The following is a 12,235-nucleotide window of genomic DNA, read 5'->3' on the forward strand; positions in this document are numbered from 1 at the left end:
CGAGTGCGTGCCGCCAACGAAGTAGAAAAGGGCCATCTCCCCAATGGCCTTCCCCGGAGACAAATCTTGAACAAGTACTTACGACCGATGGTTGGTCGGGTGTCTGTTGCCGTCATGGTGACTGCGGCGCACGCGCAAGCAAACATTGGGGACTTGCGACCGAAGCCATTGGCGCCCGTCAACGCCAAATAAAAATGTCCGGGACGCCGGCTCGTACTGGCTTACTGAATCAGCGATGTTTTCATCGGCGGTGCATACGGCCGCTTAGGAGAGTTTGTGGGTCAATATCAAACCAAGATCGCCACCGCGCTACTAACGGTATGCGTCACTGGCGCCGGAATGGCGTGGACGGAGCTGGCACGAGCCGAACAGGCCGCACCGGCGCAGAGCCTCTTCCAGATCGAATTGGATGGCGCTTCCCAGCAGCCGGCCAGCGGTCGCCTGCTGCTGTTCGCGCGCGACGCAAAGGCGGCTCAGGCGGAGGCCAAGGATGGCAAGGTCGACGCGGTCGACGCCAGTCCGTTTTTCCCCGCGCAGACGTCGGTGGCGGCGCGCGAGGTGACCCATCTGCTGCCAGGCCAGCCAGTGACGCTCGATGCCGATCAACTGGCCTTTCCGGCGGCTTTTTCCAAGCTTCCGCCGGGCGACTACTTGATGCAGGCGGTGCTCGATGTGGATCACGGCTATGACGTGGTAGACGGTCGTCGCGCCGGCGATCTGGTCAGCGACGTGGTGCCGGTGCATCTGCCGGCCACCTCCGCTCCGTTGTTGAAGCTCACGCGCGCGTTGCCGGCGAGCGATCCGTGGACGCTGTCGGCCCAGACTCCGGCCACGGTGCGCCAACTGCTGACGCAGGCGCGCGCGCATACGCAGGCGATCGATTTCACCAGCCCTGCGTTGAGTGCTTTCTGGGGCCATCCGATCACCATGCGTGGCCGCGTACTGTTGCCACCGGGCTACGACGCCCATGCCGCCACGCGCTACCCGACGGTGTATTACACGCATGGTTTCAGTGGCAACAACGACCGCATGATTCCCGTGCTGGCCAGTGTCTATGCGGCGATGAGCAAGGGCGAGATGCCGCCGATGATCTGGGTGTTCCTGGATGAGTCCGGCTACACCGGCACCGTGGAGTTCGCCGACTCGGTCAACAATGGCCCCTGGGGGCAGGCGCTGACCGCCGAACTGATTCCGGCACTGGAAGCGAAGTACCACATGGACGCCACGCCGAACGGGCGTTTCCTCAACGGCCATTCGTCCGGCGGCTGGGCCACGCTATGGCTGCAGACGAACTACCCGTCGATCTTCGGCGGCACCTGGTCGACCTCGCCGGACCCAAGCGATTTCCACGATTTCATTGGCGTGGATCTGTACGCGCCAAACGCCAACCTCTATCGCGATGCGCAGGGCAAGCCGCGGCCGTTTCTTCGCGATCAGGGCAAGGTGCTCGCCACGCTTGAAGAATTTTCCAAGCAGGAGCGCGTATTCGGCGAATACGGCGGCCAGATGGCCTCGTTCGAGTGGGTGTTCTCGCCGCGCGGCAAGGACGGTCGACCGATGCCGATGTTCGATCGCGACACCGGCGCGGTCGATCCCAAGGTGATGAGCTACTGGCATGACCACTACGACATCGCCTATCGCTTGCAGCAGCAATGGCCACAACACAAGGGCGAACTGGACGGCAAGATCCACCTCTATGTGGGCAGCGTCGACAGCGCCTATTTGGAGGGTCCCGCGCATAAATTGAAAGCAGTGCTGGATGGCCTGGGCGCCAAGTCGGACTTCCGCTTCTTGCCCGACAAGGGCCACTTCGATCTTTACACGCTGGGCGACGACCACTACGCACTGCTGAAGGACATCAGCTGGCAGATGTACGCCATCGCGCGACCTGGCAGCAAGGCGCCGCCGGCGTTGATTCTGCACTGAGCGGGCCAGCTGCCGCATTTGCTATGGCGGCCAGCCTTCTCTATTTGGCAGCACTGCCCCAAAGGCGTCCACGGGCATGACCCATGGAACATGAAGAAGGCCCCATCAGGGGCCTTTTCCTTCGTCAGGAAACGCTGGATGCGACCAAGCGCAGGAACGCCTCGGCCCGCCACGTCCATACCTCCGCCGCTGGTGATGAAGACCTACGGTCTCAAGCCGCTATCCACGCGGCAATGGCAAACCCCGCATTGGCAAACGTCAGCGCAAGCGCCACTCGAATTCCATACGACGGTTGCCCTTTCACGAATGCCACGGCGCATTTCCAGAAGCCGTTGACGACGACCGCAATGGTCACGCAAAAGACCGCCTGCCGCATGACGATCTGATCGGTGGATACCGCCTGGGCTACCGCCGCGGCAGCGGCGTGTACATCCGCCAGGCCCGAGAACACCATCATCCACGGAAGGCTCGCCGCGCCAAGGTTGGCCCTGATCAGCGCAATGACGAACATGACGGCCGCCAACAAAGCCACAAGACGTAGAACGGATACCGGCTGGAAAGGATGCGTCTCCATGAGCGGGCTGTCGCCGCCCGGCGTCATGAAGGACTTCCAACTGACAACGAGGCTCGACAGCATGGTAATGACACCGGCCGCCATCAATGGCGCAGCCATCTCGCGCAGCAACGGAAGCGAGAAGGAACCCACGACGACCGCGAGCTGGATCATCGTCCCGACGTTGGACATGATGGCCGCGCTAGCCACAGAGGGTGTGCCCGCGGGGTTCAATTTGGCCCGCTCCGCCATGGTCAGGACGGTTGCCGTGCTGGAAACAAAGCCGCCCGCGAGGCCAGCGATGGCGAGGCCAAATCGGGTGCCGAACACTTTCAGCGCCAGGTAGCCAAGTGTGGCAATGGCCATGATGGCGACGGCGAGCACCCAAAGACGGCGGGGATTGATCGCCTCCCATGGATCGATGGCATGGTCGGGAAGCAGCGGAAGCACGACGAACGCGGCTGCAAGCAGCGTCAACAAATCCTGGAGCTCAGCCTCACTGAGCCATTGACGGCAAATGGCATGCAAGGTGTGCTTGCTGGCAAGGAGTATGGCAACCACAACGCCGATCGAGGCGGCCTTGGCAGGAGACGACAACGCCAGCCCTCCCAGCAGGAAGGTCAGCAGCATCGCTATTTCCGTGGTGAGGCCGGGATCATCCCGGCGGGTGCGCACATAGCTGACGACCATCGCCAGCGACAGGAAGATGCCCGAGATATATAGCGCGGCATTTCCAATCATCGCAGCAACGGCGCCGGTCAGGCCGAGAATGGCAAAGGTGCGTACACCGGCAGACGCTCGCGCAGGTCCTTTGCCTTTGCTGCGCTCCCGTTCGATCCCGATCAAAAGTCCGATGGCCAAACCAACGCTTGGGCCAAGCGTTTGCGCCATGACATCCCGGACAGCGGATTCGAGCATCTGCAACATGTCGATGAGCAGTGATGGAGAACGTACTCGCGCGATCGAAGCGTGGCCAAGCGCATTTTGAACCCACGCATGGTCAAGGCATGGTCACGGAAAAGAACGCAGCAGACGCCTCGATCTGTGCATCGTCCATTCGCGATGCGACTTCGGTCATCGATCCCGGCTTCGGCGGCGCGGCTTTGGCCCTCGCCTGGAATTCGCGCATCCGTGCGATCGAAAATGTCATTGGCTGGCCCGCAATGGCCGGGAAGCGAGCGCCATTGCCTTGCCCGGAAGAGCCGTGGCAGCTGAAACAGGCGGGAACATCATGCACGCCGCCGCTTTCGGCAAGCCGCTTTCCTGCTGAAATCAGGTCCGCCGAAGGAACATGCTGTGCCTGAGCAAGCGGTGCATGCTGCGCTGAAAAGTACGTTGCAAGCGCGTGCATATCATCGGGGGAAAGGCGTTGTGCCACCGGTTGCATGATGACGCTGGCGCGAGTCCCGTCCTTGAACATCGACAAAGCGTGCGCCAGGTACTCCGGATTCATGCCGGCGAGTCGAGGCGTACCCAGCACGTCGGAGCCTGCCCCGTGTTCGCCGTGGCAGCTCGCACAGAGGGCCGTGGAAGGTGCTGCGGCCGTCGATATCGTGGTGGTGGCTGGCGCGGGTGATTGTCCCGCCATGGCAAGTGCTGGAAACCATGTGAACATGACGCAAAGCGCGGCGGCCAGAGCCAGTCGGCCAAAGGCCGATATGTCCGTGTCATGCCGCGTGCAAGAGAACGCGAGATATCGCGAATCATGGGTAGTAGGCATTGCTCTGCACTACATATGAAAACGGAGCGCCAACCATACACCGGTCGCTTGTACCGATGCCGCGTATGCGCATCGTTATCGTTTGTAGCGCCGCCCGTTGAAATCCCAAAGGCGTTTGCATCGTTTCCTTTTGCTTGCGGCACCCATGCGAAGCGTCCCATGGGCTGTGTCCGTCGCCGAAAGCGGGGCTTGCGCAAAATCACCTCAGTGCTGCATCAGTACAGGGATGTCCGCGTGCTGCAACACGTGGCGGGTCGCGCCTCCCAGTACGCGCTCCCTCGTGCGGGCGTGTCCATAGGCACCCATGACCAGGCAATCGGCAGACAGCCTTCTCGCTGTTCGCATCAACTCCGGACCCGAGTTGAGCGGACTGGCGTATAGCGGAATCTCGCTGACGCTCACGCCATGCGAGCGCAAGTAGATCGTCGGATCGAATGACGGTTGACGGTCCTCCTTTTCCAGGGCCAGCGCGCCGTCCTTGAGGACAATCACCTGATCCGCTGCGACAGCCAGCGGAAGTGCGGCGTGCACAGCGCGAATCGATTCGATGCCACCGTTCCAGCCCACCACCATCCGGCTGAAATTCAATGGTTTGTCCCAATGAGGTGGGAGCAGCAGACAGGGAACCCGACATGCCAGCAAGGCCTCGCCGAGCACTTCAAGCATGCTCGATTCGTCTGCAAGATCGCGCTCGAGAACGATGAGGTCGTGCCACGCGCCCAGTGCCCGCATGGTCTTTGCAGGTGCAACGTCCGTGCTCTGCCAGGACACATGCCTGACGCCACGCGCGTGGGCGAAGGCCGCAAAGGAATCGTAGTCATCGCGCTCGATACGGCGGGCATCCATCAGCAACGCCATGACGGTGGGTTCGTCATCGATACCGCGCAACGATCGAAGCGAAGGATCGATGTAGCAGCCCGTCAGATGGGCATTGAACTTCGCCGCGATATCTACGCCGGCAAAGGCCGCCGGGCTCCACGGTCCGGCGGACGTCACCAGCGCCAAAACGTCTGCATAGCCTCTTCCCGCGGCCGCCATCGGGCTTGACGCATGGCGCTGGTCGTCGCTCACAGGCATGTTCATCGTTCGTCTCCGTGGATTCACACCAGACTGATCGAATGGATGACCAGCGTGCTGTCGTTCGGATCCGGGTGACGTGAGAATCCCAGGTACGACGCAAGATCACGCATCGCATCGTTATTGGATGCGTCCACGGAAAACATGTGCTTGAACCCCTTCCTGCGGGCGATATCGATCAGATGGCGCATCAGCAGGACACCCAGGCCCCTTCCCTGCCAATCGTCGGCGACGGTGACGGCACACTCGCAATGCCTGGCATCGCCGGTTGCGCTGTAGCGGCTCACGCCGATCTCACGCAACTGGCCGTCTTCATGGACGAGCGCCACAAAGGCCATCCGATCCTGGTAGTCGATGTCCATCAGGCGATCAATGGTTGCTTTATCCACCTGCTGGAAGTCCCCCAGGAAGCGCATCCTTCGCGCCTTGTGCGAGAGGCGATGGATGAAGGCGATCTCGCGATCCCTGTCTTCCTGGCCGAGCGGCCGGATGAGCACGGGTGTTCCGTCTCGCAATGGCTCGATCCAGTGGTCACCTTCGAGCGCTTCGAGAAATGGCAGGAATGGCTTTGCGATATCCGCCATCGAATGAGTCTGGGCAGGCATGACGATCACCCCGGTGATGGAGATCGTCCAGCCCGTCCCGTTGACCTTCACGATCGTTGCGTCTTTGGCGTCCAGCGCAACATCGTTTTACGCGCTCGCGACGAGGCGCAAATTGACTGACGTCAATTGGCTGCCGGATGGCGTGCCTTCTTCGAACCGGAATCGCTCTCGGCAGGACGGCACATCTGGGCGAGCAGGTCTGGCCGGAGAATCGTTACGGCCTTCCGACGCACTTCCAGGATGCCCGCGTCTTCAAACCGCGTGAACCAACGGCTGACCGTCTCGACGACCAAACCCAGGTAACTGGCAATGTCATGCCGGGACATGGGAAGCACCAGATGGTTCCCATCGCGATGCAGCGTGTTGTACCGGTCTGCCAGGCTTTTCAGGAAGATCGCGAGGCGCACCTGCGCCTGCTGCTGGCCCATGGTCACCAAATGCTCGTGCTCTTGAACCACCTCGCGACTGATCACGCGAAGCAACTGCCGCTGCAGGGCCGGAATCTCGCTGGTGACGTGCTCCAACTGCGCGAAAGGCAGCTCGCAGATGCTTGTTCTCTCCAGGGCCTCGGCCTGGCTCGCGTGGCGACCGGAGGCCAGCGCATCGATGCCGACGATTTCGCCCGGCAGATGAAAGCCGATGACCTGCTGCGTGGCATTCTCGTCCGTCACGAAGGTCTTGAGCGCGCCGGAACGCACCACAAACAGCGAGTGAAAGGCATCGCCTGCCCTGTACAGCGCGCGCCCGCGTTCAAGAACGCGCTTGTCTCGTACGGCGGCATCCAGGCGGGCGAGATCATCGCCGCTGATGCCTGCAGGTAGACAGAGTTCCTGCAGTCCGCAGCTGGCGCAACTTCGGCGGAGCTGTCTGATATCGATCAGATCGGCGACAGGCGGCATATGACCCGTCCCCCAAGGCTAGGGCATGTGAGTCGATGCTAGCACGGGCCATGGACGCGGGCGGCCAGCGCGCTTTTATGACGATCTGAAGGCAGTTTGGGGCATCCGCACCACGACGTTGCCGCAATTGACCGCCGTCAAAAACCCGGTGGGCACCAGGGGACACAGTGTGCGCGTGACCTGCGCGCACCAGATGCCGCCACTGGCTTGCCGTGGGAACAAGCGCTTCCTGATTACCGCCTTGGAGCATCCATCATGTTCAAACGTATCCTGCTACCCATCGACGGTTCCGATCTTTCCCTGCGCGCCGTCGATATCGGCATCGATCTGGCAAAGCAGCTTGGCGCCAGTGTCTTCGTATTTCACGCCATGGAACCTTTCGGTTCAGTGCCCTATTTCTCGGAGATGATGACTTTTCCACAGGACGCCTACGAGAACGAAGTCAACGAGAAGGCAGGCTACTTCCTCGAACAGACAAGGCAACGAGCGGATGCCGCGAAGGTGCCCTGGGAAGGATCGTTCGAGTACTCGCATCGTCCGCATGAGGCCATCGAGCGCATCGCACGCGAGCAAAAGTGCGACCTCATCGTGATGGGTTCCCATGGCCGCTCGGGTATCGATCGCCTCTTGCTGGGCAGCGAAACCCACAAGCTGCTGCTGAGTACGGAAGTGCCTGTTCTCGTGTGTCATTGAGATGATGAGGGCGCGGTGCGGCTACGCCCTGCACGATGCCCATCCGCACATCGCCCGAACCCCCGGACGGCAAGCCGCGCACGGACTTTGGCGTCATGCCCGGCTGCGGACATGACACCCCTGCATCCATCGGTTGAGACCAAGTGCGGCACAGCGCACAAACGATCGTGCCGCTGTCTTGCCCAAACAGCATCCGGCATGGCTGAATGGCTGGGTCTACAGGGGTTTCGCCATGTTTTTGCGCAGCATCGCTTCGCGGCTGTCTCTATGGGTGCTGGCCGGTTCCGTGCTGGTCCTTGCCGTTGCCGGCGGCGTGCTGTTCTACCGGGTGAGCGGGCAAATTCTGGAGAAAGCGCACGGCGAGGCGACGGCGCTCGCGAATGAGGCGGGCAACCGGATCGAACAGCGCCTCGCTCGCGTGGCCGACACGGCCCAGACCCTGGCCGTGGTGGTGGGCGCGCGCCCCGATGGCGTCGAGGGCACGCTGCGCGGCGCGCTCGCGCGGAATGCAGACCTTTCCGGATTGGCCGTGGCCTTCGTGCCCGCGGCGGGCAACCCGCCGGTGTCGCCCTTCATCAGTCGCCAGGACGATGGTTCGCTCGCTTGGCGCGACCTGCGCAAGGACGACAACCCGTACTGGGACAAGACCTGGTTTCTGGCGGGCCTGAGTTGCTCGCAGGGTTGCTGGCAACGCCATTTCTATTCGCAGTCGCGCCAGCGCGAAATGATCAACTACTCGGTCGCCTTCAGTACGGATGGCCATCCGACTGGTCTGATCAATGCCGACGTCTCCCTGGACTGGCTGAGCCGCATGTTGAAGGAACTCGGCAAGCCGGCAGGCGCCTATGCCTTCGTGCTGGACGAAAGCGGCGCGTATCTTGCCCACGACAACCCTGCCCTGGTCGGCAAGCGCGGCCAGGACACGTTGCTGCAGGCGCTGGCCAGTCACCAGGCCAGCCGCGTACGGTTGGCCATCTCGCAGAATCCGCAGGCTCACGGCAAGCCGGTGTGGATCTATTTCGTTCCCGTCGAAGGCACGCACTGGCGCTTCGGCCTCGCCATTCCGGAGGCCAGGATTTACGCCGGCGTGCGGCAAGCGTTCGTCCAAGCGCTGCTGTTGGGGTTGCTCGCCCTGCTGGCACTGGCAGTGATCACGCTGGCGGTGACGCGCCGCATCCTGACGCCACTGGGCATGCTCGCCTCGCGTGCCGAGCAGGTGGCACGCGGCGCGCTGGCTTTCGAATTGCCCCCGCCCCGCTTCCCCGACGAAGTCGGCCGCCTCACCCAGGCCTTCGACCGCATGCGCACCGAGCTGGCGCTGCACATCGCCGAGTTGACGCGCAATGCGAAGGAACAGCAGCGCCTGGCCAGCGAACTGGATATTGCGCACCAGATCCAGACGGCACTGTTGCCCGGCGAGCATTACCTGGACGCGCATTGCGAGAACTTCGAACTGCACGCACTGCTTCGACCGGCGCGTGCAGTCGGCGGCGATCTCTACAGTTACTTCATGCTCAACGAGCGGCGCTTCTGCGTGATGGTGGGCGACGTGTCCGACAAGGGCATTCCCGCGGCGCTGTTCATGGCGCGCACCATCACGCTGGCCAAGGCGCTGGCGCCAAGGGCGCGATCGCCGCAGCATCTGCTCTCGATGCTCAACCTCGAACTCTGCCGCAACAACGACAGCTGCATGTTCGTGAGCCTGCTGTGCGGCATGCTCGATACGGCGACCGGCGAACTGGTGATGGCGAGCGCGGGCCACGAGCCGCCCGTGCTCTGCGACGCAGATGGCGTGCGCCTGATCGAACTGGACACCGGCGCCGCGCTCGGGCTGGACGACGAGGCCCGCTATCCACCGCGCACGCTGCGGCTTCGCCCCGGCCAGACGCTGCTGCTTTACACGGATGGCATCACCGAGGCCACCGACACCGACCAGCAGCTTTTCGGCACCGAGCGCATGCTCGCGTGCCTGGAGCGTTCCTCGTCGGGCTCCGTCTCCGATCTTGCCGCTGGCCTGCTGGCCGAGGTCGATCGCTTCGCTGAAGGCGCGGGACAAGCCGACGACATCACCGTGCTCGCCCTGAACTGGCATCATGCCCTTGCCGACGGGAATGCGCTCATGCTCGACCTGACCATCCACGCATCCATGGACGATGTCTTCGATACCCTTGATCGCTGCGACGCATCGCTGCGCGAACAAGACGTGTCGCCGGTGGTGCGGGACGACGTCCGGCTGGTGCTGGAGGAACTCATGGTCAACATGGTGCAGCACGGCCACGCAGGCGGCGCGGACCGCAAGATCGAACTGCATATGCGCCTGGGCGACGACGCCGTGTTGATCGAGCTCCATCATGATGGGCATCCCTTCGATCCACTGCAGGCGCCCGTGCCGACACTCACCGGCGACCTGGCAGACGCTGACGAGGTCGGCGGCCTGGGCATCCACCTGGTGCGTGCCATGGCCAGCGAACTGAGCTACAGCCATGACGAGCATGGCAATCACCTGCAGCTACGCTTCCTCCACCCCGCACGACCGGAGCCAGACCATGACGTTCAGCCTGAACATTGAAAACGAGTCACCCAACCGAACGGTCTTCCATCTGCATGGCCGGCTCGACGCACAGACCTTCAACGACTTCGATCTCGCCATGCTGGACGTACTCCCGCGCATACCCGAGGACGGCACGGTGGTGCTGGATCTTTCCCACCTCGAGTACATCAGCAGCGCCGGCCTGCGCAGCATCGCCAAGATCCGCCGGCATATGCGCGCACGCAACGGACACACGCTGCTGCTCAATCCCCAGCCGCAGGTACGCAAGGTGTTCGACATCGTCAAAGCGGTGCCGGTGAACGAGGTGTTCGCCAACGCGCGGGAACTCGACGAGTATCTCGACAGCATGCAGCGCAAGATCATCGGCGAGGGACCGGCCAGCAGCCTCTGAGCCCTGGATGCATGCAGGGCCGAGTGACTGGAGCGAAGGGGAATCCCTTGGTACTTCGTTGAAAATACTGAGCGCAAGTCGGTATTTTCAGCGATGGAGTGGGCCCGATGATCAACTTCGATGAGGGAACACGCGGGCCGCATGGGTAGGAAGAACGCAAGACGTCAATGCGACGTACCGCCGTCGCCATTGAATCGTTGAACGCTGCGGCATGGGCGGGACGATCGCCATCCGTCGCCCGGTGACGATCTACGCAGAAATGTTGCGTAGCCCGTCTCGAAACTTCATCCGCTGCACACATTCACGGCCTCGTATACGCCGTTTTACCCAGTGCGATTTCCGCATAAGAGCCCTAGTCAGGCCGCCTTCGGTGGGAGCAAGCTGATCGCGGCGCGGTCGCTACGGGAGCAGCTCATGACAACCACAAGGCGCTACCGATTCTGGCGATCCTGGCTGCTCTGCGCAGCCCTCTGCCCCATCTTCATGCTTGGTGCGGTCCACGCACAGAGCGCGCCCCCAGCACAGGGCAGCCAGAAGATTTACGACAACCAGCAGCTCGACCAGATGCTGGCGCCGGTGGCGCTCTATCCCGATGCGTTGCTGTCGCAGATATTCATGGCCTCGACCTATCCCAGCGATGTCGCCGATGCCGCGAACTGGTCCGCCGCCAACCCGAAGGCGCAGGGCGATGCAGCGGTCAAGCAAGTGGCAAACCAGCCGTGGGATCCGAGCGTGCAATCGCTGGTGGCGTTCCCGCAGCTCATGGCGCAGTTGAAGCAACATCCCGACTGGGTGCAGAACCTGGGCGACGCGTTTCTTGCGCAGCCCGAAGACGTCATGGCCTCGGTGCAGCGCTTGCGCGCGCAGGCGCAGAAGGCGGGCAACCTCAAGTCCACCGAACAGCAGAAGGTGGTCGTGCAACAGGCGCCGGCTGGGTCGGCCGCGCCCAGCACCACGTACATCGAGATACAGCCCACCAATCCCGAAGTGGTCTACGTGCCGTCGTACAACCCGTCGGTGGTTTACGGCACCTGGGCGTACCCGGCCTACCCGCCGACGTATTGGCCACCACCGTATGGCTATTATCCCGTGGCTTCTGGCCTCGCTGCCGGCCTGGCGTTCGGCATCGGCGTGGCGGCGATCAATTCGATGTGGGGCGGCTGCAACTGGGGAGGCGGCAACGTCGACATCAACGTCAACCGCTACAACAACATCAACACCAACAACCGCATCAGCGGCAACGGCAACACCAGGTGGAACCACAACGCATCCAATCGCCGAGGCACGCCGTATCGCGATAGCGCAAGCCGCGAAAAATTCGGACAAGGCGTCGGCGGTTCCCAGCAACGGCAGCAATTCCGCGGCCGCGATGCCGCCGGCGATGCCAGCCGCCAGCGCTCCCTGGAAAGTTTCGACCGCGCCACCAACAACGGTTCATCAGCCGCAGCGCGACGTTCGGCGGGTCAGTCAGGCGCAGCGGCGAATCGCCCCGGTGGTGGCGGCGCGACGGGCAATCGTGGGGACCGTGGTGGACAAGGCATGGCAGGCGGCAACCGGGAGGCTGGCGCGGGTGGTGGCGCCAATCGCGGCAACATCGGTGGCCAAGGCGGCTCGCGCCAGGCGCCTTCTGCGCGTAACAACGCCTTCAGCGGCGGGCAATCGCCCGGCAACGCGAGAACCCAATCGAACCGTGGTCAATCGAGTCAGAGAACCATGAATAGCAATCATGGTCGCGGCGCGGGAAGCTCCGGCCGCCAGATGTCTCGCCCTGCGCCCAGCCGAGGCGGCGGTGGTGGGCGCCGTCGGGTCGGAGATTGACC

The 12,235-nt window shown here is 62.8% G+C and carries 10 protein-coding genes; 5 read left to right on the forward strand and 5 right to left on the reverse strand.

What is annotated here, in order from left to right; genetic code table 11:
- The first annotated feature begins 339 nt into the window (after nucleotides 1-339).
- Entirely contained in the window at nucleotides 340-1,926 is a 1,587-nt protein-coding gene (locus ABIC75_RS04580) for an alpha/beta hydrolase (RefSeq protein WP_354013066.1), read from the forward strand.
- 211 nt (nucleotides 1,927-2,137) lie between these two features.
- Here ABIC75_RS04580 and ABIC75_RS04585 read toward each other — a convergent pair whose 3' ends face one another.
- The 5 genes from ABIC75_RS04585 to ABIC75_RS04605 form a co-directional block, all read right to left on the reverse strand.
- On the reverse strand, nucleotides 2,138-3,406 hold the full coding sequence (locus ABIC75_RS04585; RefSeq protein ID WP_354012666.1) for an MgtC/SapB family protein: 1,269 nt from the start codon (nucleotides 3,404-3,406) through the stop codon (nucleotides 2,138-2,140).
- A gap of 73 nt (nucleotides 3,407-3,479) precedes the next feature.
- Entirely contained in the window at nucleotides 3,480-4,199 is a 720-nt protein-coding gene (locus tag ABIC75_RS04590; protein WP_354012667.1) for a c-type cytochrome, read from the reverse strand.
- A 204-nt stretch (nucleotides 4,200-4,403) separates the two neighbouring features.
- On the reverse strand, nucleotides 4,404-5,276 hold the full coding sequence (locus ABIC75_RS04595) for a universal stress protein (protein WP_354012668.1): 873 nt from the start codon (nucleotides 5,274-5,276) through the stop codon (nucleotides 4,404-4,406).
- 23 nt (nucleotides 5,277-5,299) lie between these two features.
- Complete coding sequence (locus tag ABIC75_RS04600) at nucleotides 5,300-5,932, reverse strand: GNAT family N-acetyltransferase (RefSeq protein ID WP_354012669.1); 633 nt, start codon at nucleotides 5,930-5,932, stop codon at nucleotides 5,300-5,302.
- Nucleotides 5,933-6,003: 71 nt separating this feature from the next.
- Entirely contained in the window at nucleotides 6,004-6,780 is a 777-nt protein-coding gene (locus ABIC75_RS04605; protein WP_354012670.1) for a helix-turn-helix domain-containing protein, read from the reverse strand.
- Nucleotides 6,781-6,876: 96 nt separating this feature from the next.
- Here ABIC75_RS04605 and ABIC75_RS04610 point away from each other — a divergent pair, with 96 nt between their 5' ends.
- The 4 genes from ABIC75_RS04610 to ABIC75_RS04625 all read left to right on the forward strand — a co-directional run bounded on the left by ABIC75_RS04610 (nucleotide 6,877) and on the right by ABIC75_RS04625 (nucleotide 12,233).
- Nucleotides 6,877-7,473, forward strand: a complete 597-nt coding sequence (locus ABIC75_RS04610) for a universal stress protein (RefSeq protein ID WP_354012671.1) — start codon at nucleotides 6,877-6,879, stop codon at nucleotides 7,471-7,473.
- Nucleotides 7,474-7,705: 232 nt separating this feature from the next.
- Nucleotides 7,706-10,042 carry a SpoIIE family protein phosphatase gene (locus ABIC75_RS04615; RefSeq protein ID WP_354012672.1) on the forward strand — a complete coding sequence of 779 codons (2,337 nt, stop codon included), beginning with the start codon at nucleotides 7,706-7,708 and terminating at the stop codon, nucleotides 10,040-10,042.
- On the forward strand, nucleotides 10,020-10,415 hold the full coding sequence (locus tag ABIC75_RS04620) for an STAS domain-containing protein (protein WP_354012673.1): 396 nt from the start codon (nucleotides 10,020-10,022) through the stop codon (nucleotides 10,413-10,415). The genes ABIC75_RS04615 and ABIC75_RS04620 overlap by 23 nt, the downstream gene beginning before the upstream one ends.
- 414 nt (nucleotides 10,416-10,829) lie before the next feature.
- Nucleotides 10,830-12,233 (forward strand): DUF3300 domain-containing protein, encoded by a 1,404-nt coding sequence (locus tag ABIC75_RS04625; protein ID WP_354012674.1) that lies wholly within the window; start codon nucleotides 10,830-10,832, stop codon nucleotides 12,231-12,233.
- Nucleotides 12,234-12,235: the final 2 nt, after the last annotated feature.

It is taken from the genome of Dyella japonica, assembly GCF_040545895.1.
GTDB lineage: Bacteria > Pseudomonadota > Gammaproteobacteria > Xanthomonadales > Rhodanobacteraceae > Dyella > Dyella japonica_D.

What these genes read in the sequence shown, in the direction of transcription:
- ABIC75_RS04580 (WP_354013066.1), top strand. Translation starts at nt 340, where the DNA reads ATGGCGTGGACGGAGCTGGCACGAGCCGAACAGGCCGCACCGGCGCAG.
- ABIC75_RS04585 (WP_354012666.1), bottom strand. Translation starts at nt 3,406, where the DNA reads ATGTTGCAGATGCTCGAATCCGCTGTCCGGGATGTCATGGCGCAAACG.
- ABIC75_RS04590 (WP_354012667.1), bottom strand. Translation starts at nt 4,199, where the DNA reads ATGCCTACTACCCATGATTCGCGATATCTCGCGTTCTCTTGCACGCGG.
- ABIC75_RS04595 (WP_354012668.1), bottom strand. Translation starts at nt 5,276, where the DNA reads ATGCCTGTGAGCGACGACCAGCGCCATGCGTCAAGCCCGATGGCGGCC.
- ABIC75_RS04605 (WP_354012670.1), bottom strand. Translation starts at nt 6,780, where the DNA reads ATGCCGCCTGTCGCCGATCTGATCGATATCAGACAGCTCCGCCGAAGT.
- ABIC75_RS04615 (WP_354012672.1), top strand. Translation starts at nt 7,706, where the DNA reads ATGTTTTTGCGCAGCATCGCTTCGCGGCTGTCTCTATGGGTGCTGGCC.
- ABIC75_RS04620 (WP_354012673.1), top strand. Translation starts at nt 10,020, where the DNA reads ATGACGTTCAGCCTGAACATTGAAAACGAGTCACCCAACCGAACGGTC.
- ABIC75_RS04625 (WP_354012674.1), top strand. Translation starts at nt 10,830, where the DNA reads ATGACAACCACAAGGCGCTACCGATTCTGGCGATCCTGGCTGCTCTGC.